Origin of the sequence: Chitinophaga sp. 22620, assembly GCF_052044405.1 — a bacterium.
Taxonomy (GTDB): Bacteria; Bacteroidota; Bacteroidia; order Chitinophagales; family Chitinophagaceae; genus Chitinophaga.
The window spans coordinates 173384-198599 of record NZ_JBQEMV010000002.1 but is presented as its reverse complement, the minus strand read 5'-3'; the positions used below and the strand labels follow the sequence as shown (position 1 = coordinate 198599).

Here is a 25216-nt window from a genome sequence, read left to right as displayed (position 1 = left end):
CGCATGAAAATTACCGTAGTAGGCACCGGATACGTAGGACTCGTTACCGGTACCTGTTTTGCCGAGACTGGCAATGATGTAACCTGTGTAGACATAGATGTCAACAAAGTGAAAAAGCTCTCCTCCGGACAGATCACTATTTATGAACCCGGTCTGGAAAAATTGTTTGAACGCAATCTGAAAGAAGAGCGACTGCATTTCACCACCGATCTCGAAGAAGGCATCCGCGATGCAGCGGTGATCTTCCTCGCGCTGCCCACCCCTCCGGGAGAAGACGGCTCCGCCGATCTTTCCTATATTCTGAGGGTGGCTGACCAGCTGGGAAAAATGCTGAAAGATTACAAAGTGATCGTGGACAAAAGCACCGTTCCCGTTGGCACTGCCGACAAGGTGCATGCTGCCATCGCTAAAAATGCCACCGTTGAATTCGACGTGGTGAGCAACCCGGAATTTCTCCGTGAAGGCGTTGCCGTGGAGGATTTCATGAAGCCGGACCGCGTGGTGATCGGCACAGAATCCGAACGCGCGCGCAAGATCATGGGCGACCTCTATGCGCCGTTTGTGCGCCAGGGCAACCCGGTGATCTTTATGGACGAAAAATCCGCCGAGCTGACCAAATACGCCGCCAACTCCTTCCTCGCTACCAAGATCTCCTTCATGAACGAGATCGCCGTACTTTGCGAGAAGCTGGGCGCGGATGTGGACATGGTTCGCCGCGGCATCGGCAGCGACGACCGCATCGGCAAACGTTTCCTGTTCCCCGGCATCGGTTACGGCGGCAGCTGCTTCCCGAAAGACGTGCAGGCGCTGGTGAAATCATCGCAGGAAGCCAAATACGATTTTAAGATACTGGAAGCCGTAATGGATGTGAACGAAAAACAGAAGCTGTTCCTCCTGCCCAAGATCGAAGCATTCTTCGGAGGTAACCTGAAAGGGAAACATTTCGCGCTGTGGGGCCTGGCTTTCAAACCCAATACAGACGACATCCGCGAAGCTCCGGCCTTATATATTATCGAAGCGCTGACGGCAGCCGGCGCCACCGTTACCGCCTTCGACCCCGAAGCCATGGCTAATGTGAAGCAGGTGGTGGGCGACAAGATCAAATTTGCAGAACACCAGTACGAAGCACTGCAAGAAGCCGATGCGCTGATCATTGCAACCGAGTGGAGCGTATTCCGCACGCCGGATTTCGACAAGATCAAGAGCAGCCTGAAGAACAGCGCTATCTTCGACGGACGCAACCTCTTTGAAGTACCCCGTATGAAAGAACTTGGTTTTCACTATGAAAGCGTTGGCCGCCAGGCGGTGAAACGATAAAATATATACACTATGACTAAAAAACGCGTACTGATCACCGGTGCTGCCGGGTTCCTGGGCTCCCACCTATGCGACCGCTTCATTAAAGAGGGCTATCATGTAATCGGCATGGATAACCTCCTGACGGGCAACATCAAAAACATTGAGCACCTTTTCCCGCTCAAGGAATTTGAATATTACCATCACGATGTCACCAAGTTCGTGCATATCCCCGGCGAGCTGGATTATATCCTTCATTTCGCCTCCCCGGCCAGCCCCATCGATTACCTGAAGATGCCCATCCAGACCCTGAAAGTGGGTTCACTGGGCACGCACAACCTGCTGGGCCTGGCCAAATCGAAGAACGCGCGCATCCTGGTGGCGTCCACCTCGGAAGTATACGGTGATCCGAACGTGCATCCCCAACCGGAGGAATACTGGGGCAATGTGAACCCTGTAGGCCCCCGCGGTGTATACGACGAAGCCAAACGTTTCATGGAATCCATCACCATGGCCTATCATAATTTCCATGGCGTGGAAACCCGCATTATACGCATCTTCAACACCTACGGCCCCCGCATGCGGCTCGACGATGGCCGCGCGCTGCCTGCTTTCATGAGCCAGGCGCTTACCGGGCAGGACCTTACCGTGTTCGGAGACGGTTCGCAAACGCGTTCTTTCTGTTATGTGGACGATCTCGTGGAAGGCATCTACCGCCTGCTGCTGAGCGATTACCACCTGCCAGTGAATATCGGCAACCCGGCTGAGATCACCCTCCTGCAATTCGCCGAAGAGATCATTTCACTCACCGGCACCAAGCAGAAGATCGTATTCCATCCCCTGCCGAAAGACGACCCGAAGCAGCGGAAGCCGGACATCACCAAGGCTCAGCAATTACTGGGCTGGGAACCGAAAGTGGGCCGCAAGGAAGGATTAAAGATCACGTACGAATATTTCAAACAGGCATTGGGAAAATAACCCTCATATGAATCCGGGGATGATACATTTTCCACACATGCATGAGCCTTTTAAAAGACAAATATGTGTGCGGATAATGTACATGAAAATTTCACCCGGCCTCTTAAAAAAATATATTAACGGATGAAAAGAACGTTGTTGATCACGGGCGGCGCCGGTTTTATCGGCTCCCATGTAGTGAGGCTATTCGTAAGCAAATATCCTTCTTACACCATTGTGAACGGTGATGCCCTCACCTACGCCGGTAACCTTGAAAACCTGTCTGACGTTAAAAACAGCCCTAATTACATTTTCGAAAAGGTGGACATCACGGACGAAAACGCCGTGAATGGCCTCTTTGAAAAATACAAATTCGACGGGGTGATCCATCTCGCGGCGGAAAGCCATGTGGACCGCTCCATCCTGGACCCGCTGGCCTTTATCAGGACCAACGTGCTGGGCACCGCCGTGCTGCTGAATGCTGCGCGCCAATACTGGAAAGACGATATGGAGAACAAACGCTTCTACCATGTGTCTACCGACGAAGTATACGGCTCGCTCGGCGAGGAAGGCTTTTTTACGGAAGAGACCGCTTATGACCCGCGTTCTCCCTATTCCGCCTCCAAAGCCAGCTCCGACCATTTTGTGAAAGCGTACTACCACACCTACCATTTACCCGTGGTGCTGAGCAACTGCTCCAACAATTACGGTTCCCATCACTTCCCTGAAAAGCTGATCCCGCTGGCCATCCATAACATCAGGAACAATAAGCCCGTTCCTGTTTACGGCAAAGGCGAAAACGTGCGCGACTGGCTGTTCGTGGAAGACCATGCCCGTGCGATCGACACCATTTTCCACAACGGGCGCATTGGCGAAACCTACAACATCGGCGGGTTCAATGAATGGAAGAACATCGATCTCATCCGGCTGCTGTGCAAAGTAATGGACCGCAAGCTGGGGCGTGAGGAAGGTGCTTCCGAAAAGCTCATCACTTTCGTGAAAGACAGGGCGGGCCACGATCTCCGTTACGCTATTGATGCCACCAAACTCAACAGGGAACTGGATTGGGCGCCAAGCCTCCAGTTCGAGGAAGGGCTCGAAAAAACCGTAGACTGGTACCTTGCCAACGAAGAATGGCTGCAACATGTTACCAGCGGAGCCTATCAACAATATTACCAGGAACAATACCAGCAACGATAATGCCATTCAGACCAACAGGGATCCCGGGCCTCCTGATCTTCGAACCGAAGGTGCATGGAGACGAAAGGGGATATTTTTTCGAGAGCTACAACGCCAATACCTTCCGTGAAGAAGGAGTTGATATTCAATTTGTGCAGGACAACCAGGCACGCTCCACCTACGGCGTACTGCGCGGCCTGCATTTCCAGGCGGCGCCATATGCGCAAACCAAGCTGATACGCACGCTGGAAGGCCGTATACTGGACGTGGTGGTAGACCTCCGCAAGGGGTCGCCCGCCTACGGCAAAGCGTTTTCCATCGAGCTGTCCGCCGAAAACAAGCTCCAGCTGCTGGTGCCCCAGGGCTTTGCCCATGGGTATTCCGTGCTGAGCGCTACCGCGGAGGTGATGTACAAATGCGATAACTTTTATAACAAATCCAGCGAAGGCGGCATCCTGTACAGCGATCCGGCTTTGGAAATAGACTGGGGCATCCCGCTTACCGAAGCAGTGGTGTCTGAAAAAGACAAAGTATTGCCGCTGCTGGCAGACGTTCAACATAATTTCACTTTTCAGTAATAAACGAATATGAAACATATCCTGGTAACAGGCGCTAATGGCCAGCTGGGCCAGGCGCTGCAATCCGTAGCCGCACAATATCCTGATTTCGAACTGATCTATACAGACAGGGAAGAGCTTGACATCACCGATGCGGATGCGGTGAACGCCTTTTTCGGCAGCCGGCAGATAGACGCCGTGATCAACTGCGCGGCCTACACAGCGGTGGATAAGGCGGAACAGGACGAGGAAGCCGCGTTCCTGCTGAACTTCCAGGCGCCGCTGATACTCGCCGAAGTGTCCGCACAGCACAACAGCGCGTTTATCCAGATCTCCACGGATTATGTTTTTGACGGCCGCCGCAACCGGCCCTATACTGAAAAAGATGAGACCTCAGCCCAGAGCGTATATGGCGCGTCGAAACTGCGCGGAGAGGCCGCTGTGCTGGGTTACCATCCCCAGGCGGTGATCATCCGCACGTCGTGGCTTTATTCCCGCACCGGCGTCAATTTTGCGCTGCGCATGCAGGAGCTGATGAAAGAAAGGGAAAGCCTGAATGTGGTGTTCGACCAGACAGGCACGCCCACCTATGCGCCGGACCTGGCCAATGCCATCCTTACCATGCTCGGGCATCCCGCCCTGGCGGAAGGCGGCATTTACCATTACAGCAACGAGGGTGTGGCCAGCTGGTACGATTTTGCCGTGGCCATAAAGGAGCTTACGGGGTCCAAATGCGCGGTCAATCCCATCACGTCGGATCAATACCCCACCCCGGCACAAAGACCGGCTTATAGCGTCTTAAACAAGGAAAAGATCAAATCGGCTTTCGGGTTGCAGGTACCCTACTGGCGGGACAGTTTGGCAGTCTGCCTCGGTAAATAGCAACCTAACTGACTATTTTCCCGTCTTTCATTACGAGCTGGCGGTCGCTGAGTGTGGCCAGCTCCTCGTTATGGGTTACGATGATAAAGGTCTGGTTGAACTGGTCGCGGAGCTGGAGGAAAAGCTGGTGCAGCTCCCGCGCGTTCCGCGAATCCAGGTTGCCGGTAGGCTCGTCTGCCATGATCACCGCCGGGTTGTTGATCAGCGCCCTGGCCACCGCCACCCGCTGCTGCTCTCCGCCGGAAAGCTCCTTGGGCCGGTGATCCATCCGGTCTTTCAGCCCCAGCGTTTCCAGGAGATATTCCGCTCTTTCCTTTACCGCAGCCTTCTTTGCCCCGGCAATATACCCCGGGATACTCACGTTCTCCAGGGCATTGAACTCCGGCAGCAGGTGGTGGAACTGGAAAATGAAGCCGATATGGCGGTTCCTGAAGTCTGCCAGGCGCCGGCCCTGTAAAGTGCTGGTTTGTATCCCGTTAATGGAAATATCCCCGCCGGTAGGGCTGTCCAGCGTACCCAGGATGTGCAGCAACGTGCTTTTCCCGGCGCCGGAAGAACCAACGATGGTAACGATCTCTCCTTTACTGACAGAAATATCCACCCCGCGGAGCACCTGGAGGTTGGAATAATTTTTGGTAACATTGCGAGCGGTAAGCATAACCAAGCGAAGTAAATTAGCCGTTAAAATAGTAATAGTTGTTTATTTCAAATTAAATAATACTTTTGCGAAAATTTGGAAAAGTAAAAATTTATATACGATGTACTGGACCTTAGAATTGGCCTCGTACCTGGAGGATGCTCCATGGCCAGCCACAAAAGACGAACTCATAGATTACGCCATCCGTTCCGGTGCACCCATCGAAGTTATCGAAAACCTTCAGGAACTGGAGGATGAGGGTGAAATTTATGAAGGCATAGAGGATATATGGTCTGACTATCCGTCGCAAGACGACTTCTTCTTCAACGAAGACGAATATTAGTCCCGCCCCTCTCAGCCCCATCATCATCACTCGCCCCACAGCGTTTGCCTATGCTGGAAAAAATTAAAACCGTCCTGGTAAAACACTACCGGGACGGTTTTTATTTTTCAGGCCTGAGCCCTTTTTCTGTCTTATTCTCCCATCGATTCGATCGCGGCCTGGGATACGCCGGTGTAAGAGAAGCCGCCGTCGTGGAACAGGTTCTGCATGGTAACCATGCGGGTGTAGTCGGAGAACAGCGTTACGGTGTAGTCAGCGCACTGATCTGCAGTAGCGTTGCCCAGCGGGCTCATTTTCTCAGCGTAGCTGATGAAGTCGCCGAAGCCTTTCACGCCGCTGCCCGCCGTGGTCCTGGTGGGAGACTGTGAAATAGTGTTGATGCGCACTTTCTTTTTCACACCGTAGTGGTAGCCAAAGCTGCGGGAGATAGATTCCAGCATGGACTTGGCGTCTGCCATGTCGCTGTAATCGGGGAACACGCGCTGCGCGGCGATATACGTGAGCGCCACCACAGAGCCCCATTCGTTGAGCGCATCCAGCTTGTACGCGGTTTGCAGCACACGGTGGAGGCTCATCGCGGAAATGTCCAGCCCTTTATGGAAAAAGTCGTAATCGAGGTCTGTATAGGGTTTGCCTTTTCTTACGTTCACGCTCATACCGATGGAGTGCAGCACAAAATCGATCTTGCCGCCGAAATGTTCCATAGATTTGGTGAAGAGGTTGTTCAGGTCTTCCATGCTGGTGGCATCAGCCGGTATTACCGGGGCTTTGCAGGCTTCGGCCAGCTTGTTGATCTCACCCATACGCAATGCGATAGGCGCATTGGTGAGCACGATCTGCGCGCCTTCCTCTACGCAGCGCATTGCAGTCTTCCAGGCAATGGAATTCTCGTCCAGCGCGCCAAAGATGATACCTTTCTTCCCTTGTAATAAGTTGTGGGCCATTGATTAAAATTTGGGCAAATTTAGTAGTTAAAGTCGAAAATTGAAATGTTATTGCATAACCATCTCCCGCGCATTCTCGATCGCTGCTGCTGTTGGCTTCTCGCCGCCCAGCATTTTGGCGATGGCGGTGATCCGCTCGTCCTGCGAAAGCAGCCGCACATGGGTCTTCACCTTGTCTTCTTCCATATGCTTGTACACAAAATAATGCGCATCCGCCTTGCCGGCCAGCTGCGGCTGGTGCGTGATGCAGATCACCTGGTGGCCCCTGGCCAGCTCTTTCATGATCACGCCAACCTGTTTGGCGGCTTCTCCTGAGATACCGGTGTCTATTTCATCGAATATAAGCGTGGGCAATGCCACAGAACGAGCCACCAGGCTCTTTATGCAAAGCATCAGCCTGCTCAGTTCGCCGCCTGAGGCCACTTTGCGGATAGGCCCGAAGTTATTGCTCTTATTGGCGTCGAAGAGAAATTCTATGTTATCTTTTCCGAAAGCATGCAGGGGGCATTCCTGTATATCCACCCTGATGCGCGCATTCGGCATACCTACCTGCGCAAGCAGGGCATTCACCTTCTGCTCGAAAGGCTCTACCTGCGCTTTGCGGCGGGCAGACAGCTGTGCGGCTGTTGCATCCAGCGAAGCCAATGCTTCAGCGCTTTGTTTTTCCAGTTCCTGTATGCGGTCGTCCAGGTTCAGTACGCCATCCAGGCTCTGCTGGAGGTTGTCCCTGATCTGCAGCAGCTCCGCCGTGCTGTGCGCATTGTGTTTCTTTTGCAGCCTGTAAGCCGCCGCCAGCCTTTCGTTCAGCTGCTCCATGCGTTCGCCGTCGTACTGCACCTGGTCGTTGAGGCGCTCCACTTCGGCGGCAATGTCCTGCAGCTCCACGTAAGAGCTTTGCATACGGTCCGCCAGCGCGGGCACTTCTTTATGAAAAGCGGCCAGCGTTTGCAGGGACGATTGTAATTGCCGCAGTTGCTGCAATACCGGCGTTTCGTCTTCTTTCAGCTGGAAATAAATGCGGCTCAGCGTGCCTTTGATCTCTTCGGCATGGCTCAGCAGCTGCTGTTCCGCTTCCAGCGTTTCTATTTCGTTTTCCTGCAGGCTGATCTCCAGTAGCTCGTCCAGCAGGAATTTATTGTAATCGGATTCTTTATTGGCATTTTCACGCTGATGCCGGAGGTCGTTCAATTCCTTCTGCAGGCGCGCGTATTGCTGGTATTGACGGGTAAAGGCGCCCAGTTGTTCCTGGTGGCCTGCGAGCGCGTCTATCACTTCGCGCTGGAAACCGGACTTTTCCAGCTCCAGCGTGTCGAACTGCTGGTGAAGATCCACCAGCAGGCTGCTGAGCTCATTCAGCTGGGAAAGGTTCACCGGGGTATCGTTCACAAATGCCCGGCTTTTGCCGGCGGAGCTGATCTCCCGGCGGATGATCACGGCCTCGTCCATATCCAGCTCATGGGTCTCAAAAAAAGCCTGCACCTGCTGAGGTTTCACTCTGAACATGCCTTCTATCACACATTTGCGGGTTTTGTCGAACAGCACCGAAGGGTCCGCCCGCTCTCCCAGGATGAGGCTGAGCGCGCCCAGCAGGATAGATTTACCGGCGCCTGTTTCACCGGTGATCACGTTGAGGTTCCGGGAGAAATCCACCTCCAGGTTGTCGATGATCGCATAATTCTGAATAACTAAGCGGTATAGCATATAAGATTTTCCAGGTCTAAGTTCTTAATTAATTGCGAATTATTTCCCTTCCAGGCGAAGCATACCGGATTTTGCGCGCTGGTCCAGCGAATTCTTGTAATCGTGGCCTTCCATGTCCAGGCAGGTCTGGAAGCTCTGTTTCGCTTTGGCCTTGTCTCCCATTTTTTCATAAATATACCCCAATTGCAGGGCTGCGCGGGCGGCAAAATATTCGGGGCGGTTGCTGCCTATTTTAATCGTGGCTTCGTAAAGCTTGATGGCGCTGCTGTCCATACCCATTTCGTCGTAGATGCGCGCGAGGCGGTAGGCGTATTCAAGTTTGAGCTCAACGGTCGGGAAGTCGTTCGCCCTTTTGGTGAGCAGCAGTTCCCTGGCCTGTTCGTAAAATCCGCCGTCGCTCAGCAGGCGGGCTTTCAGCAGCAGGGGGTCCGGCCATTTGCCGCTTTTGGCTTCTTTCTGCGCCTGCTTGTCCGCATCCGTTTCGGTATTGCCCCGCTGGGAAATCAGGCTGCGGTAACGGTTGGCGCCGGCCATGTCCCCTTTCATATAATAGGCCCAGCTCAGGCGCTGCAAAGCTTCCTTTACGTAGAATTTCCCCCTGAAGTTATTCACAAACCGCTCCAGGTGCACGATGGCATCCGCATCCTGGCGTTCCAGCTTCAAAAGGCCCAGCACATAATCCTTGTACCATATCTCGGCATATTCAGGGCCCTGGTTGCGTTCTTCCAGTACTTTGATACCCTGGTCAGCCTTCTGGTTATTCAGGCTCAGGTTGGCCACCATGAGAGCGAAGAGGTAATTGTTCTTCGTGTCCAGCTGCTTGCGTTGTATGAAGGCCCACAGCTGCTCGGGTTTGTTCTCTATAAAAAGTTTGAGATAACAGTAGTAATAATAGGATTCTTCCTTAAACAGCGCCGCGGTGGGATCGTTGCTGTCTATCACGGTTTGCAGCGAGGCCATACCGTCTTTGATGCTGCCCCTGAGCCCCAGGATGTTGGTGATCCATTTATAACCTTCGGGAATGGTGCCGAACACGGTTTGCATGGAGCCGGCGATCATGTTGTTGGGCAGGAATTTCGGGAATTTGCGCTGGTTGTCTTTCAACGTGAGGTACGCTTTGCGTATCTCCCAAACGGCATCCCATTTTTCGCCGAACTTCACCCTTATCATCGCCCACTGGAATTTGATAGCGGCCTGCGTATAAAGGTAATAAGGAGAATCCTCAGGCCCCTGTTCCATAAGGCTCAGCCTTGCGGCGCGCTGCTTGCGCTGGCGGGCGTATACGGCCGGGTCTTCATTAAAAAAGAGGATGAAAAAATCCGCGTAGTTCTCGATGAAATAAGGAATGAGATTGTCGGGGTTGGCGCGTTTTTCTTCTTCGAGGAGAGCCTTGCCGGTATTGAGGCGCAGCTGCATGATGGCATCGTAGGCTTGCTGGCAGCGGGCATTGAATTCGAACTTTTTTTGCCGCGCACTCACGGTTACGGTTATACTGCAAAAAAAGGCTATAAGAAAAATGAAACGCATAGGGACAAAAATAAGGAACTCCGCGCAATGGACATGCGCGGAGTTCCTTTATATCTTTTCGCGGGCGTTCCGCGGAACCGTTTAGATAGTCACGGTAGCTTCCAGGTCGTTGTCTACCAGGATGCGGCCGCAATGTTCGCAAACGATGATCTTTTTACGCTGGCGGATCTCAGCCTGCCTTTGCGGGGGGATGGCGTTGAAGCAGCCGCCGCAGGAGTCGCGCATAACGGTTACCACGGCCAGGCCGTTGCGGTAGTTCTTGCGGATCTTTTCGTAAGCGGCCAGCAGGCGGGCATCCACTTTTTCGCGGGCGTCTTCGGATTGTTTCTGGAATGCTTTCTCTTCTTTGTCGGTCTCCCCAATGATCTTTTCCAGTTCGCCCTTTTTGTGCTTCAGGTTCAGCTCTTTATCGGCCACGGCCTTTTTGGCAACTTCCAGGGCGCGGGTCTTTTCCTTTATTTCTTCGTTGGCGTCTTTGATATGTTTCTCAGCCAGCTTGATCTCCAGGTTCTGCATTTCCACTTCTTTGGAAATGGCCTCAAACTCGCGGCTGTTCTTTACATTATCCTGCTGCTTTTCGTATTTCTTAGCCAGTGCCTCCGCTTCCTTGATGGCAGCTTTTTTGGCGGCCACGAAATCCTGGATGCCTTTCAGTTCATCTTCGATATGAGTCTGGCGCAGGTTCAACCCTTCAATCTCATCCTCAAGGTCCCGCACTTCGATCGGCAACTCACCCTTCAGGATCTGGATTTCGTCCAACTTGGAATCGTACTTCTGTAACCGCAGTACAGAAACCAGCTTTTCCTCAACGTTGTATTCTTTAACAGTAGCCATGTATTACAAATAATTTACCGGGTTTGTGTTGATGGTAGATTTTAGAGGCGCGAAGTTACTAAAATTTTCGGTCAATATATGATAAAATAAGTCTACCGCGAACTGTTCGCTCTCAAAATGTCCGACATCTGCTATAATTAATTGATTTTCAGCATCAAAAAATTCATGGTATTTGAAGTCGGCGCTCACGTAAGCGTCTGCCCCCGCCGCTTTGGCATGTTTCAGCAAAAAGCTGCCCGCCCCGCCACAAACGGCCACCTTCTTCACTTTTTTGCCCCGCAAAGGGGTATACCGCACACAGCCCGTCCGGAAGCGCTCTTTTACCAGCCGGAGGAAGTCCATTTCCTCCATTTCCCCGGGCAGCAGTCCCGTCAGCCCCGAACCCACTTCGGCGTAGCTGTTTTCCAGCTTCACGATGTCGTAGGCCACCTCTTCGTAAGGGTGATGTTTCAGCATGGCGTCTACCACCTTCCCTTCCATCCAGGCCGGGAAGATCACCTCCACCTTCACCTCCCCTTCCGCATGCCTTTCGCCGGGCTTGCCCACGTAAGGGTCCGTATCCGCCTGGCCTTTGAAGGTACCGGTGCCTTCGTGGTAAAAGCTGCATTCGCTGTATTTGCCGATATGCCCGGCGCCAGCGGCAAAAAGCGCGTTGCGTACCGTTTCCGCATCGGCCACGGGCACAAAGGTGAACAGCTTCCGCAGCAGTTCCCGCTTGGAATCCAGCACTTTGGTATGGGTGAGGTTCAGCCTTTCGGCCATCATGGCGCTTACTCCGGCCCTCACATTGTCCAGGTTGGTATGGGCCGCATATACGGCAATGTCGTGCTTGATCGCTTTAATGGCCACCCTTTCCACGTAATTGCGCCCGGTGATCTTTTTAAGCCCGCCGAAAACAATGGGATGATGGGCGATCACCAGGTTGCAGCCTTTCTCCAGCGCCTCGTCCAGCACGGCTTCCGTGGCGTCCAGCGTGAGCAGCGCGCCTTTCACTTCCCACTCCGGCCGCCCGAAAATAAGGCCGGCATTGTCGTAGGATTCCTGGTAGCTCAGGGGTGCAAATGTTTCGATGACTTGTATAATATCACGGATGGTCATATCTTAAAAGAATAGATTTGTAAAATAAAATCCTTTTCATGACAGTGCAAAAAACTTCAGCAGAGCTATACGAACAGTACAAAGCAAAGATGCAGCAGATAGCGGACGTACGGAATGCCATGGCCGTACTCGGCTGGGACCAGGAAACCTATCTGCCGGAAAAGGGCGCCGCTTTCCGCGGCCAGCAGCTCACCACTCTCAGCTCCCTGGCGCACGAGCTGTTCACCCACGAAGCCCTGGGCAACCTCCTGCAGGAATTGCGCCAGCGCCACGATCTTACCGCCATCCAGCAAAGGAATGTAACACTTTCGCTGGAAGATTACGAAAAGAACCTGAAATACCCCGCCGCTTTCGTGGCCGAGCTTTCCAACGCCACCAATACCGCCTACCATTCCTGGATACGCGCCCGCAAAGAAAAGAACTATGCCGTGTTTGAACCCGCCCTCGAAAAGATGGTGGCCCTCAAACAGCAGGAAACGGCCATCCTCGGCCATACCGGCCACCCCTACGACGCATTGCTCAACGAATACGAAAAAGGTGCCGACGTGGCCATGCTGGACGGTATTTTCCGCGATGTGCGCAGCTCCCTGCTGCCGCTGCTGCAAAAGATAGCGTTGCAGGATGCGCCGGAGAAGAAGTTCCTTTCCCGCCATTATCCCAAAGACCAGCAATGGGAATTCGGGCTGGGACTGCTCAAAGCCATGGGCTATGATTTTAAGGCGGGCCGGCAGGATGTGTCCGAACATCCCTTCACCACCAGCTTCAACCCGCAGGATGTGCGCGTAACCACGCGGATAGACGAGCAGGACCTTGGCAATATGACCTGGAGCTGCATCCACGAAGGCGGGCACGCCTTATACGAGCAGGGCCTGCCCATCGAGGAATACGGCCTGCCCTGCGGCGAAGCGGCCAGCCTCGGCATCCATGAATCGCAATCGCGGCTCTGGGAGAACAATGTGGGCCGCAGCCTCATTTTCTGGCAGCATCATTACGGCAAGCTTCAGGGACTGTTCCGCAGCAACCTGCTGGCTATTCCCATCCAGGATTTTTATAAAGCCATCAACCTCGTTCAGCCTTCGCTCATCAGAACCGAAGCCGATGAACTTACTTACCACTTCCATGTCATGATCCGTTACGAGATCGAAAAGGAACTGATTGCCGGCAACCTCAAAACCGGCGACCTGCGCGATGTTTGGAACAAATACTACGAGGATTTTTTACAGGTTTCCGTGCCGGACGACCTGCACGGCATTTTACAGGACATTCACTGGAGCCACGGCAGCTTCGGTTATTTCCCCACCTATTCCCTCGGCAGCTTTTACGCGGCGCAATTATACGCCGCCGCCAAAAAGCAGGTACCCGGGCTGGAGAACGACATCGCATCCGGCGTATACGACCAGCTGCTGCACTGGCTGCGTGAAAATATCCACCGCCACGGCAGGTTCTGGACTTCCAACGAGTTGTGTGAAAAAGTGACGGGCGAAAAGCTGGATTTCCGTTATTTCCTCGAATATGCCACCGAAAAATACAGCGGGATTTATAACTTGTAATATGAAAACTATCCTGCACCTATGCCTGGCGGCCGTTGTAATGGCCGCCTGCAATACAGCGCAACCCGCTGCAAAAGAAACGGATACCCTGACGGTGGAGCATGTCTCTACGGACCCGGCGGAACAGGAACCGGTGGAGGCCGGAACCGAAGCTGCTCAACCCCTGGCAGGCCCTGTAGTTGTGCATTTCAGGAACGACCTGCTTGTTTTCTCCTGCCGCCTTACGGAGCCAATAGTGAATCAAACGGACCCCGATACCGTGTTCGTCAGTCCCGGTGAGCTGGGAGAAACGCTGGCCGGGGCAACGCTGAAGATCAAAAGCGACAGTCTTGCCAGCCTTGTGGTGGAACAATCCTATGAAACCGTTTCCGGCATTTCCAACGAAGGGCCTATCTGCCTGCTGGAAAACTGGAAACATTACCGTTCGGATTGGGTGCAGCTTGAAGGCGGGTATGGCGAATATAACGGGGACTATTTCTGCAAGGAATATTCACAGGAAGAAGACGCACGATTTCCCGATGTGGATATAACGGAATGGAAAAAAGAAGTGGAAAGGAGCTGCGGGAAAGATTACCTGGAGCTGGTGAAGAACAATACCACCCTTACGGGAGATGCAGCCTTTGTCACTATTCATAAGATCTATTTCCGGATCACGGGGAAGAAAAAAGACGGCAGCACCGTAACGAAGTATATTGTCTTTTATCCTTCAATAGGATGTTAAAACAGGAGGGGCGTTTCAGTGAAACGCCCCTCCTGCAATTATTTCATCGCCGCCTTAAACTCTTCCAGGCTCGCGACCCCTTCTTTCCGCCACACTTCCTTCCCGTCTTTATACAGCACAAAAGTGGGCAGCGTTGCGGTGTTGATCTTCTTCATCACGTCAGTATCCTTCCCGCCGTCCACGTTCAGCACCTTCACTTTATTTTCTTTGACGAACTGCTTTACTATTGGTTCCATTATACGGCAGGGAGGGCACCAGTCCGCGCCTACGTCCACCAGTATCCATTTGCCGCCGGCCACTGCTTTATCGTACGTCGCGACGCTCATCTGCGGGCCGCCTGTGCTGCCCGTGAGCGGCTTCCCTGCCTGTTTCCAGGCCATGGTGCCGCCGTTCAGCTCCACCACTTCCCTGTAACCGTTCTCCCGCATCCATTTGGCGGCAGCGGAACTGCGGCCGCCGCTCAGGCAGTAGATGTATACCGGTTTCGTTTTATCCACGGATTCCATCCGGTGGTAGAACTCTTCTTTTTTGGTGAAATCGGCCTGTAATGCATCAGGCAAATGGCCGGTGCCGAATTCCTTCGCGGTACGCACGTCCAGCACCTGCACGCCGGGTTGCCGCATGCCTTTCTCAAAAACGTCGGGAGTTACCGCATCCTGTGCCCATGCAGCCATTGCAGCCAGCATGATACAGGCGGTCCATATCATTCTTTTCATCCTGGTTTTTGTCTTTTAATGGAGAAATTATGCTTGTAAAGATAAGCATTCAGGCGGGAATCCGGTTTCCGGGAAGATCATCAAACCCAACGCAGTGATTAATTGCGGCGCTTCGCCATGCTGTCCAGCTTCCTGAAATTGATGAACACCTCCTTACCCTGGCGGGCGGGGTGTGAATTATAACAAGGCGCGAACGTCTTGAAACTGAAGTATGGTTCAAACATCCGGCGGTACACTTTGATGCCGCCGCCGAAAGGAGGGCCGGGCTGATCGAATTCACGGTTGAAGAGCACCCCCACCAGGCGGCCTTCTTCCCAGAGCAGGTCGTACATATGCCGGGCATAGGCCTGCCGCAGCGCCGGATCCAGCGCGCAAAGGAAAGTCTGCTCGATGATCAGGTCGTACTCCGCCTCATGCTCAAAAAAATCACCCGCCACAAATTTGATCCCGGTGCCATGGTGCTCGCGCTTCAGGCGCTCCACGGCCACGGAAGAGATGTCCAGCACAGTCACATCCCTGAACCCGTTGTCCCACAAATAACGCGCTTCGTAGCTATTGCCGCCGCCGGGGATCAGGATGCGCAGGTTCTTGTTCGGTAACTGATCAATATAATTCCTCAACGGGGGTGATACAGTGCCCATATCCCACTCCGTTTCCCCACGCTCGTAGCGTGCGTTCCAGTAAGCTTTATCCAATGCTTGCATGTCCATATTCTGTTTGTACTGATTACATTAGGAGGATCATGTAAAAGATACACTTCCTTATTTGTGGCAAATAAGCAATAAATCAGTTAACACATTGAAAACATAATGTTAATATAGACAGATAATTGTTTTTTAAATATTACTTTTGACTTGTATTATCAGCAGTTAAGCTGCGAACACACCTACATCAGGAACCACCTATGAACCACCGTTTACGCTCCGGCTACTGGAAGAAATATCTTCTTGGCTTACTGCTGGCTGTCCTGACAGCTATACCGGCTGCCTATGCTCAAACCGCGCGTTTTACCGCCGATGTTACATCCGGTTGCGCCCCGCTCACAGTTTCATTTACCAACAATTCAGATAACGGAGCCACCGCTTACGACTGGAACTTCGGCCTTGGCGCCCACGCCACCACGCGTGATGCGAGCAAGATCTTCACCGATCCGGGAACGTATAACGTTACATTAACAGTTACTTACCCCGGCGGGCCCAGGACGGCCTCCGTAACCATCACGGTGCACGACGTTCCCGCCCCGGCCTTCACCCCTTCCGTTACCTCAGGCTGTACCCCGCTGGCCGTGTCTTTTACAGACAACAGTACGCCCGGTTCAGGCACGATCAGCAGGATCGTATGGGATTTCGGGGATGGCAACACTGCTGAAGGGCCCACCTCCGCGCATACCTACACGGTGGGCGGCAGCTTTTCAGTGACCACCATCGTGGAGAACAGTTTCGGCTGTAGAAAAAGCGTGACCATGCCCAATATCATCCGGGTAGATGAAACGCCGCGTGTAGATTTCACGGCGGACGCGCCCGGCAGCTGCGTCACACCGCATACGGTCAACTTCCGCAGCACCGGCCCGGGCGGGCTGACCTACGCCTGGAATTTCGGGGATGCCGCTTCCGGGGGCAACAATACTTCCACCCAGCAATTCCCTTCGCACACCTACAACACCGAAGGCAACTATACCGTGACGCTCACCGCCAACACCACTTTTGGCTGCCGGAGCGTGGTCTCCAAACCGGCATTCGTTAACATCGAAAGGACCAGGGCGGATTTTGAACTGGACGGCCCGGCCTGTGCAGGCGCCAACGTAACGCTGCGCAATACCACCACGCCTGCGCCCAGCGCCAGCCTCTGGACACTGCCGGACGGGCGCACCTCCACTTCCACCAATCCATCCTTCTTATTCGCGCAGCCCGGCGACTATAACATCACCCTTACCTCCGGCACGCCCGGCTGTGAGGAAACCGTCACGAAAACGATCACCGTGCATGAGCCGCCGCTGGCCAGCTTTACCGCCAGCCCGCCGAATGGCTGCGCCGTGCCGTTCACCACGCAGTTCACTTCCCAGTCCACCGGCGCAGCCAGCTACCAGTGGACCTTCGGGGACGGGCAGACCAGCACCGCGGCTGCCCCGGCCCATACCTACAACGCGTTCGGCCTTTACGACGTTTCGCTGCGGGTGACCAGCGCGCAGGGCTGCACAGACCAGGTGCTGCTCCAGGACTATATCCGCGTGGAAGCGCCGCAGGCCCAGCTCAACATCAGCGAGCGTGAAGGCTGTTTACCGCACACCACCAGCTTCAGCGCATTGCTTACCACTACCGGGAGCATTGCAAGCTACCACTGGGATTTCGGCGACGGCACCACTTCCAGCCTGCCTACCCCTTCCCATACTTATACACAACAAGGCATCCACCCGGTGATCCTTACACTCGAAACCAGCGGCGGCTGCCGCCTTGTGCTGACCAGTTCCGTGCAGGCGGGAGAAATACCCGTCGTGGATTTTGACGGGACGCCCAAAGCGCCCTGCGCGGACCGACCGGTACATTTCACCAACCTGTCAGTCCCACGCGGCACAGAATGGCGCTGGACATTCCCTGAAGACAACAACAGCCAGGAAACTGCGGAGAATCCCGATCATATTTTCCGCCGTATCGGCCTGCACGACGTTACCCTGGAAGTGAACAACTACGGCTGCCGCAGAAGTCTTACCAAGGTGGATTTCATCAGGATACTGCCGCCCGTGGCGGACTTCATCTTCACCCGCGTATGCGCCGACCGTTACCGCGTGCAGTTTGTGGACCGGTCGGACTTTGGCCCGATTACCGGAACGCCGCGCTTCTGGCGCTGGGATTTCGGGGATGGGAATACTTCCAGCCTGCAATCTCCCGCTCACGTATACGCACAAACGGGAACGTACAATGTGACCCTCACCGTTTCCGACGGGAACTGCGAATCCGTTATGCGCCATACGCTTGAAGTGATAGATGAAAAGCCCGTGATCTCCAGCGATAACGCTGAGATCTGTGCCGGCGGATCCGTTATCATTTCCCGCAACGCCCTGAACGAAAACAATATCGACCGCTGGGAGTGGCTTTGGGGCGACGGCACCTATTCCCCCAACGGCGGCAATGGCATTTCAAAAGAATATCGCAACCCCGGCACTTACAATGTGGTGCTGCGGATCACCGACCGGAATAACTGTATCTCCGAATCCAACATACTGCCCATACAGGTAAACGGCGCTGTCGCCAATTTCAATGTCAGCGGGCTCCGCTGCGTGGATGAAGACCGCCTGTTCACCGACGCTTCCACCGCCCTGCATGGTTACGGCATTACCTCCTGGACCTGGAACTTCGGCGACGGAACACCGGAGGAGACCGTGCAGACCAAGCCGGAGGATTACCAGCACATCTTCAACACCCGCGGCACTTACGACGTGCGGCTCTCCATCGTGGACGCGGCAGGCTGCCGCACCGAGATCACGAAACCGGTAACGGTAATTGCCGTGAATGCCGATTTCAATACCGCTACGCAGATCGCCTGCCAGAACCTCGGCCTCCAGTTCAGCAATACATCCACCGGTGCAAACCTCAGCTACGCCTGGGATTTCGGCGACAATACCACCAGCACGGCCATTCATCCTGTTAAAACATATACCGCACCGGGCAAATACACCGTAAAACTGAACATCGCAGACAACGAAGGTTGTTCTTCCGCTGTACAGAAAGACGAATACATCACCGTACCCGATCCGAAAGCAATTTTCACGGTGCCGCCTACACTGAATGTTTGCCCGCCCGCGCTCGTGCAGCTCACCAATCAAAGCACCGATTTCGTGCGTTCCGTATGGGATTTTGGCGACGGCAGCCGGTCGGACCTGGAATCTCCTTCGCACATCTACAACCTCCCGGGCACGTATACCATCCGTCTGGATGTTTATTCAGAAGGGGAATGCCCCGCGCATCTTGAAAAAGAGATCAGGATAGACGGCCCTATCGGCACACGCACCATTTCTCCTCTTACCGGCTGCGCCCCGCACGACATTACGCTCAGCGCATCGTCTCCCAACAGCGTAAGGTATATCTGGGACCTGGATAACGGCACCGTTCAAACCACGACCACCAATACTTTCACCTACAAATACGACAGGGCCGGCGTGTATTACCCGCGCGTGGTGCTGGAAGATGCACAGGGCTGTAAAGTGCCCGCACAGGGGCCGCGAGACAGCATCATCGTGGATGAGGTAAATGTGTCTTTCACGCTGGACGACAGCCAGGCCTGCGACCAGGCGGAGATCCTGTTCAACAACACCACTACTGCGCTTTCCAAAGACAACCATGGCGACGCCCTTACCTACACCTGGGATTTCGGCGTAACCGGGCGGACGGACGATGTGAGCAGCGATGAAAACCCGCGCTTCCTGTACACGGATGTGGGCAGTTACACCGCCACCCTTACCGCCACCAGCCGGTACGGTTGCACAGATACGAAAACGATGCCGGTGAAAGTATCTCCCAAACCCGATGCGCTCATTCAGCCCACAGGGCCCATCTGCGAAGGAGAAACCGCCGTTCTCCGAGGGCTGGAGAATAAGAACATGCCCGATACCCGGTGGAGTTGGCTGGTGGACAATGCGCCCTTCGCGGCCGCTGTTCCCGCCCTGCAATTGCCTTTCGAACAGCCCGGCACACATATCATCCAGCTGGTGATCCGCAACAACGAAGGCACCTGCCCGGATACATCCACCCTCAACCTTGCCGTGAACCCGCTGCCCGTGCTGAACGTGACGCCGAAGCAGGCCGTGGTATGCGAAGGCCAGGGCCTGCAACTACAAACCAACGCAACACCGGCCCAATTCACCTGGACGGATTACAACATTTCTGACCCTGCATCGCCGAATCCTGTGGTGAGCCCCGTACGCGACACAACATACAGGGTGCTGGCCGTGAACAGCTTCGGCTGTATGCGCCGCGATTCCATGCGCGTTACCGTCAGCCATCCCTTTGAGGTGCGCTCGGCCGACGCGGAGATCTGTGAAGGCCGGCAAACCGTGCTTCGCGCCACAGGCGCTGTAAGCTACCGCTGGATACCCGGCACCGGCCTCAGCAGCAGCGATGCGGCCAGTCCCGTAGCCAGCCCGGCCCAAACCACCACTTACCAGGTGGTGGGTTACGGCAACGACGCCTGCTTTACCGACACTACCCGTATAACCGTTACCGTTAATCCCTCCCCGGAAGTGAATACCGGCGGGGAAAGGATCATACCGGCAGGCACTTCGCAGTTGCTGAACGTTACCGGCAGCAACGACATCACCAGCTGGCGCTGGTTCCCGGAAAAATTCCTGAACTGCTACGACTGCCCCAGCCCGGAAGTGACGCCGCAAACCAATGTGACCTACAACATCACCGCCACCAACCGTTTCGGCTGCATGACCGTAGCCCTGCTGCCCGTCAGGCTGATCTGCAACGGCAGCACCGCGTTCATTCCCAACTCTTTCAGCCCGAACGGGGACGGCATGAACGACATTTTCTACGTGCGCGGCAGGGGCATCAGCGCGGTGAAATCTTTCCGGATCTTCTCCCGCTGGGGGCAACAGGTGTTCGAAAGGGCCAATTGCTCGAGCGACGACCCCTCCTGCGGATGGGACGGCCGCTTCGGCGGGGCGCTGCTGAACCCGGATGTGTACATCTACTACGTGGAAGTGGTTTGTAACGGGAATGAGACGATGCTGCTGAAGGGAAATATAACGCTGTTGCGATAACCGATGGTTTTATAGAAATAATATTATAGATTTGTGTAATCCATAACCTATAGTATCCCATATCCGTGAAAAAATGAAGTTACCTAAGAAAAACCTGTATGCATTGATTATCAGCCTCCTGGCCTGGCCTGCCATGGCGCGCGCCCAGCAGGCGGGGTTTTCCTATACAGCCGGGCCATTGAGCCAATGCGCCCCGGTAAAGGTTGCTTTTCAGAATACAAGCACCGGCAGCCCCCTTAATTATCTCTGGGAGTTTGGTGACGGACGTACGTCTACCGAAACCAACCCGGAGATCACATTTACCACGCCCGGGCCGGTATCCGTAAAGCTGACGGCCTATTACCCGCTGGCTACCGCCACTGCCACGAGGAACTTCGATATATATCCAATGCCCGTAGCCGCCTTTTCTGTTGATAACCAGAAAGGCTGCGGCCCTTATACCGCGACGTTTACAGACAACACGCCCGGCGGGCACCACCGCACCTGGGATTTCGGGGACGGCTCCGCGCCGGTTACCACCACAGACGCGGTAGTGCAGCACCAATATACGCGGGTAGACACGTTTGAAGTGAAGCTCACCGTAGTGAACACCACCGGATGCGCTTCCACCCTTACCAAAACCGGCTACATCATGATAGCCGCGCCCGTGATCACCCTGAACACTGCTCCGCTGGAAGGCTGTATTCCTTTCACCGCCAATATGGACGTGACCGTTACTTCCAGCAATAACGACCCTGTTACACAATACGCCTGGATCTTCGGGGACGGGCAAAGTGCTAATTCGGCGACTCCTGACGTTTCACATGTGTACACCACAGCGGGCGCATACAACGTGAGCCTGTCTGTTACCACGCAGCAAGGCTGCACCGTGCTGAAAAATTTCCCGCAGCTGGTGAAAGCAGGCGTAGCGCCGCAGAATGCCAGCTTCACGGTGACCCGGCCGGATAACTGCGCCGGCACCAGCGCAAGACTGCTGGCATCCGCCACGGGCGCCAACTATTACCGCTGGGATTTCGGCGACGGCACGTTGCACGAAGGACCCGAAAATGATGTGAACCATATTTTTCGTATAGCCGGAAACGTTACCATACAGCTCAGCGCGGGCTCGAACGGATGTTATACCCAGGCAGCGCCGGTCACCATCAGTAGCACCGGTCCCGTGGCCAGTTTCAGCTTCCTGCGCCGCTGCGATTCGAAGAACACCTTTAACTTTACCAATACTTCTTCCGGCTCGCCCTCCGATACCTACGAATGGTACTTCGACGATAATTCACCGGCAGACAACAGCGCCCATCCCACCCATACTTTCAGTCAGCCCGGCACCTACAACGTAAGGCTGACGGTGCGGAACACCGCGCAGAATTGCATGAGCTCCATTTACCGTACCATACAGGTATTTTCCGCGGACTTCCATACCGGCGTAGGCACCATTTGCCGCAGCAGCGAAGTGCCGTACGGCGTAGTGCATGTGCCGCATACGCTGGTGGAAAGCTTCGACTGGCGCTTCGGCGACGGAACAACGCTGGTTACCACGGACGTGGATATACGCCGCAAAGTGGAAGTGACCGGCACCTTTTCCGACATGCTCATCATCCGTTACAAAGACCCTGCTTATTGCAGCGATACCATCATCAAAACAGATCACCTGCAAGTGATCGCTCCGCAGGCGGACTTTGTGCCGGCGGCCAGTCCCTGTGAAGGGCAACCTGTGCTGTTCTCGCAAATGTCCCTGCCTTCGCCCAACATACCGCTCACCACCTGGCGGTGGACGCTGGGCAACGGCAGCCAGTCCACCCAATCCGTTCCCGCAGCCACCACCTACAATGCCAGCGGTAATTACACCGTGAAGCTGGTGGTGACCGATGCGCGGAACTGTGTGGATTCCATCAGCCGGCAGATCACGGTGAACCCCACGCCTTTCATGAACGCCGTGGCCGCCCAATCCAAAATTTGCGAAGGCGCCAGCGTGAACCTTACCGGCGTGAGCAACGGCACCGTGCAATGGCAGCCCGCCTACCGGCTGAGCTGCACCAATTGCGCCAATACGGTGGCAACCCCCTTGACCGATACTGTATACAAAGCCATTGCCACCAACAATTTCGGCTGCACCACGGAAGACACGGTGCAGATCAAAGTAGTGCCCACGGTAAACCTCGCAATGAGCCCCGACACAGCTATCTGCCAGGGCACCAGCGCACAGCTGCGCGCAGCGGGCGCCACCTTCTACAGCTGGACGCCCAACACCATCAGCGGCGCCAATACCGCTATGCCCATCGTGACGCCGGAAACCAGCACCACCTACACCGTGACCGCCGGGCACGATGCCGCCTGCCCTTCCACCACAGCACAGGTAACTGTGACCGTGAAACCCGCCCCCAGCGTGAATGCCGGGCCGGACCAGGTAGTGACCGTAGGCAGCGTGGTATACCTGACTGCCACCTTCAGCAATGACGTGGTAAGCGGCGAATGGAAACCCAATACGAACATCGATTGCGCCACCTGCCCGCAAACCGTGGCTACGCCGCGCATTGCGACGGATTATGCATTCGAGGTGACCAATAACCAGGGTTGTAAAAGAACCGATGTGATGAACGTGAAGCTGCTCTGCGACCAGGGCGTGGTATTTTTTCCGAACGGCTTCTCGCCCAACGGGGACGGTATGAACGACATCTTTTACCCGCGCGGCAAAGGCATCCGCACCATCCATTCCCTGCGCATTTACAGCCGCACGGGGCAGGAAGTATTCAGAAGGGAGAATTTCAATATAGACGATATGAGTCAGGGCTGGAATGGCACAATGAACGGCCGGCCGCTGAGCTCCGATGTATACATCTGGCTGTTCGACGGCCTTTGCGATACCGGGGAACGGTTTGAATTAAAAGGAAATGTAACCTTATTACGATAACATGAAAACGCTGCAAAGCATGAAAAAACTGTGGTTAAGCGCCGCCCTCCTGGCAACGGGAGCGCTGGGCGCGCGGGCGCAGGATATCCATTTGTCACAGTTCGCGGAAACGCCCATCCTCCGTAATCCCGCACTGATCGGGCTTTTTAAGGGAGACATGCGTTTACAGGGCGTGTACCGCAACCAATGGAACAGTGTGACCATCCCTTACCAGACGGGCACGCTGAGCGGGGAAATGAAATTCCCGGTGGGGAATTACAACGACCACGTAACCGCAGGCATGCAGCTCACCTACGACAAGGCGGGCGCCTCCAACCTGCGCTCCGTGCAGATACTGCCGGCCATCAACTACCACAAATCGCTGAGCGAAGACAGGAACAGCTTCCTGTCCCTCGGTTTCACCGGCGGCTATGTGCAGCGCCAGTTCAACCCGGAGCATCTCACCTTCAACAACCAGTACACCGGCGGCCGCTTCGACCCCTTTGCCCCTACCGGCGAGGAAGGCAGGCTGGCCAAGATCGGGTACGGGTACTGGGATATGGGCGTGGGTATGAGCTATAACGGCGACCTGAACGAAGGCACCTTCTACTACATCGGGGCAGCCTATTATCATTTCAACAATCCCAAGGTTTCCTTTTACAACGATTCGGAGGTGGAACTGGACGCGAAATTGAGCTTCAACATGGGGATAACCGTTCCGGTTTCGGAAAGAGTGAAGGTGGTGGCGCATTACAACCAGGTGCACCAGGGCGCCTACTCGGAGTTTATCGGCGGTGCGCTGCTGGGTTACGGGCTGATGGACCAGGGTCTGGAGTCTGACAGGGGCTTTTACGGCGGCCTGTTCTTCCGCTGGAACGATGCCGTTGTGCCGGTGATCAGGCTTGATATGGGGGCTTATGAGATCGGGATGAGCTATGATGTGAACATTTCAAAGCTGAGGACGGCCAGCCAGGCAATGGGAGGTTTCGAGGTGAGCATGGTGTTCAAGAACTTCCTGAACAGCCGTAACACTACGCTGAACAGCGTAACCTGTCCCAGCTTTTAAACACCGCTTTGCAAAACTTTAATTTGAAGAATGGAACGGGCCGTTTTTTTTGACGGCAGGGTGAGAATGAGGGGGTTCTGTTAACAAGCGTTAAATTTTTCAAAAAAAGCACAATTTATCCACACAATTTGGCTCGCCGTTTGTTATCTTTATAATAGAACCAAAACCAGAAACATTTGGCTAATATTTAAAAAAATCATTATCTTTAGATACTATGTTAAAAAACTCTACTCTCATCTTATTTATTTTGCTCTGTACCTTGTCCTTACCGGCCTGGTCCCAAAGCAAATCCCTTCCTGAAACTACGGAAGGTGCGAGTAAAGTTGTTAAGGCATATCCTAACCCTGCAACCAGTAAGATTTATTTCGAAATCCAGCGTAATAACGACAAGGTTTACGAGATTATTGTATACAATTTCCTTGGAAAGAAAGTGGATCACATCAAAAATCTGGCTGGCCGCACCGAAGTACCCCTCGACAACTACTACAGCGGTTTATATATTTTCCAGCTTCGCGAGAAGAACGGAACGCTGGTTGAATCGGGGAAATTCAACGTCGTCAAGTAAC

At 54.4% G+C, this 25216-nt stretch carries 20 protein-coding genes; 12 read left to right on the top strand and 8 right to left on the bottom strand.

What is annotated here, in order from left to right:
• Positions 1 to 3: 3 nt before the first annotated feature.
• The 5 genes from ACTJIK_RS10330 to rfbD all read left to right on the top strand — a co-directional run bounded on the left by ACTJIK_RS10330 (position 4) and on the right by rfbD (position 4871).
• Positions 4 to 1317 (top strand): UDP-glucose dehydrogenase family protein, encoded by a 1314-nt coding sequence (locus ACTJIK_RS10330; protein WP_440646291.1) that lies wholly within the window; start codon positions 4 to 6, stop codon positions 1315 to 1317.
• Between the two features lie 12 nt (positions 1318 to 1329).
• The gene (locus tag ACTJIK_RS10325; protein WP_440646290.1) at positions 1330 to 2274 is read left to right on the top strand and encodes a UDP-glucuronic acid decarboxylase family protein; all 945 of its coding nucleotides are present in this window, start codon (positions 1330 to 1332) and stop codon (positions 2272 to 2274) included.
• A gap of 123 nt (positions 2275 to 2397) precedes the next feature.
• Entirely contained in the window at positions 2398 to 3453 is a 1056-nt protein-coding gene (gene rfbB / locus ACTJIK_RS10320; RefSeq protein ID WP_440646289.1) for a dTDP-glucose 4,6-dehydratase, read from the top strand.
• Positions 3453 to 4010, top strand: coding sequence for a dTDP-4-dehydrorhamnose 3,5-epimerase (gene rfbC, locus ACTJIK_RS10315; protein WP_440646288.1), 558 nt, complete (start codon positions 3453 to 3455; stop codon positions 4008 to 4010). The genes rfbB and rfbC overlap by 1 nt, the downstream gene beginning before the upstream one ends.
• A 9-nt stretch (positions 4011 to 4019) precedes the next feature.
• Positions 4020 to 4871, top strand: coding sequence for a dTDP-4-dehydrorhamnose reductase (gene rfbD, locus ACTJIK_RS10310; RefSeq protein WP_440646287.1), 852 nt, complete (start codon positions 4020 to 4022; stop codon positions 4869 to 4871).
• Between the two features lie 4 nt (positions 4872 to 4875).
• On the opposite strand, the gene ACTJIK_RS10305 is transcribed toward rfbD, so the two are convergent.
• A complete protein-coding gene (locus tag ACTJIK_RS10305; protein ID WP_440646286.1) occupies positions 4876 to 5529 on the bottom strand; it encodes an ABC transporter ATP-binding protein in 654 nt (217 codons plus the stop codon).
• 100 nt (positions 5530 to 5629) lie between these two features.
• On the opposite strand from ACTJIK_RS10305, the gene ACTJIK_RS10300 reads away from it, so the two are divergent.
• Positions 5630 to 5851, top strand: a complete 222-nt coding sequence (locus tag ACTJIK_RS10300; RefSeq protein WP_012794455.1) for a DUF2795 domain-containing protein — start codon at positions 5630 to 5632, stop codon at positions 5849 to 5851.
• A 131-nt stretch (positions 5852 to 5982) separates the two neighbouring features.
• Here ACTJIK_RS10300 and ACTJIK_RS10295 read toward each other — a convergent pair whose 3' ends face one another.
• From ACTJIK_RS10295 to ACTJIK_RS10275, 5 genes are all read right to left on the bottom strand, one after another.
• The gene (locus tag ACTJIK_RS10295) at positions 5983 to 6795 is read right to left on the bottom strand and encodes an enoyl-ACP reductase FabI (protein WP_440646285.1); all 813 of its coding nucleotides are present in this window, start codon (positions 6793 to 6795) and stop codon (positions 5983 to 5985) included.
• 48 nt (positions 6796 to 6843) lie between these two features.
• Positions 6844 to 8496: a DNA repair protein RecN gene (gene recN, locus ACTJIK_RS10290; protein ID WP_440646284.1), complete on the bottom strand. Its 1653-nt coding sequence runs from the start codon at positions 8494 to 8496 to the stop codon at positions 6844 to 6846.
• 39 nt (positions 8497 to 8535) lie between these two features.
• The gene (locus ACTJIK_RS10285) at positions 8536 to 9975 is read right to left on the bottom strand and encodes a tetratricopeptide repeat protein (RefSeq protein ID WP_440646283.1); all 1440 of its coding nucleotides are present in this window, start codon (positions 9973 to 9975) and stop codon (positions 8536 to 8538) included.
• A gap of 129 nt (positions 9976 to 10104) precedes the next feature.
• Entirely contained in the window at positions 10105 to 10857 is a 753-nt protein-coding gene (locus ACTJIK_RS10280) for a zinc ribbon domain-containing protein (RefSeq protein WP_440646282.1), read from the bottom strand.
• Between the two features lie 3 nt (positions 10858 to 10860).
• Positions 10861 to 11955 carry a Nif3-like dinuclear metal center hexameric protein gene (locus tag ACTJIK_RS10275; protein WP_440646281.1) on the bottom strand — a complete coding sequence of 365 codons (1095 nt, stop codon included), beginning with the start codon at positions 11953 to 11955 and terminating at the stop codon, positions 10861 to 10863.
• A gap of 38 nt (positions 11956 to 11993) precedes the next feature.
• Between ACTJIK_RS10275 and ACTJIK_RS10270 the strand changes: the two genes are divergently transcribed.
• Together ACTJIK_RS10270 and ACTJIK_RS10265 are read left to right on the top strand one after the other, a co-directional pair.
• The gene (locus ACTJIK_RS10270; protein ID WP_440646280.1) at positions 11994 to 13505 is read left to right on the top strand and encodes a carboxypeptidase M32; all 1512 of its coding nucleotides are present in this window, start codon (positions 11994 to 11996) and stop codon (positions 13503 to 13505) included.
• A gap of 1 nt (position 13506) precedes the next feature.
• Positions 13507 to 14226 carry a hypothetical protein gene (locus ACTJIK_RS10265; RefSeq protein WP_440646279.1) on the top strand — a complete coding sequence of 240 codons (720 nt, stop codon included), beginning with the start codon at positions 13507 to 13509 and terminating at the stop codon, positions 14224 to 14226.
• A gap of 38 nt (positions 14227 to 14264) precedes the next feature.
• Here the strand turns inward: ACTJIK_RS10265 and ACTJIK_RS10260 are convergent, their stop codons facing one another.
• Together ACTJIK_RS10260 and ACTJIK_RS10255 are read right to left on the bottom strand one after the other, a co-directional pair.
• Positions 14265 to 14942 (bottom strand): rhodanese-like domain-containing protein, encoded by a 678-nt coding sequence (locus ACTJIK_RS10260; RefSeq protein ID WP_440646278.1) that lies wholly within the window; start codon positions 14940 to 14942, stop codon positions 14265 to 14267.
• Positions 14943 to 15040: 98 nt separating this feature from the next.
• Entirely contained in the window at positions 15041 to 15646 is a 606-nt protein-coding gene (locus ACTJIK_RS10255) for a methyltransferase domain-containing protein (protein ID WP_440646277.1), read from the bottom strand.
• A gap of 200 nt (positions 15647 to 15846) precedes the next feature.
• Between ACTJIK_RS10255 and ACTJIK_RS10250 the strand changes: the two genes are divergently transcribed.
• From ACTJIK_RS10250 to ACTJIK_RS10235, 4 genes are all read left to right on the top strand, one after another.
• Positions 15847 to 20700 (top strand): PKD domain-containing protein, encoded by a 4854-nt coding sequence (locus ACTJIK_RS10250; RefSeq protein ID WP_440646276.1) that lies wholly within the window; start codon positions 15847 to 15849, stop codon positions 20698 to 20700.
• A gap of 73 nt (positions 20701 to 20773) precedes the next feature.
• Positions 20774 to 23605 carry a PKD domain-containing protein gene (locus tag ACTJIK_RS10245; protein ID WP_440646275.1) on the top strand — a complete coding sequence of 944 codons (2832 nt, stop codon included), beginning with the start codon at positions 20774 to 20776 and terminating at the stop codon, positions 23603 to 23605.
• Between the two features lie 19 nt (positions 23606 to 23624).
• On the top strand, positions 23625 to 24650 hold the full coding sequence (locus tag ACTJIK_RS10240) for a PorP/SprF family type IX secretion system membrane protein (protein ID WP_440646274.1): 1026 nt from the start codon (positions 23625 to 23627) through the stop codon (positions 24648 to 24650).
• 214 nt (positions 24651 to 24864) lie between these two features.
• Positions 24865 to 25215, top strand: coding sequence for a T9SS type A sorting domain-containing protein (locus ACTJIK_RS10235; RefSeq protein ID WP_440646273.1), 351 nt, complete (start codon positions 24865 to 24867; stop codon positions 25213 to 25215).
• Position 25216 lies beyond the last annotated feature (1 nt).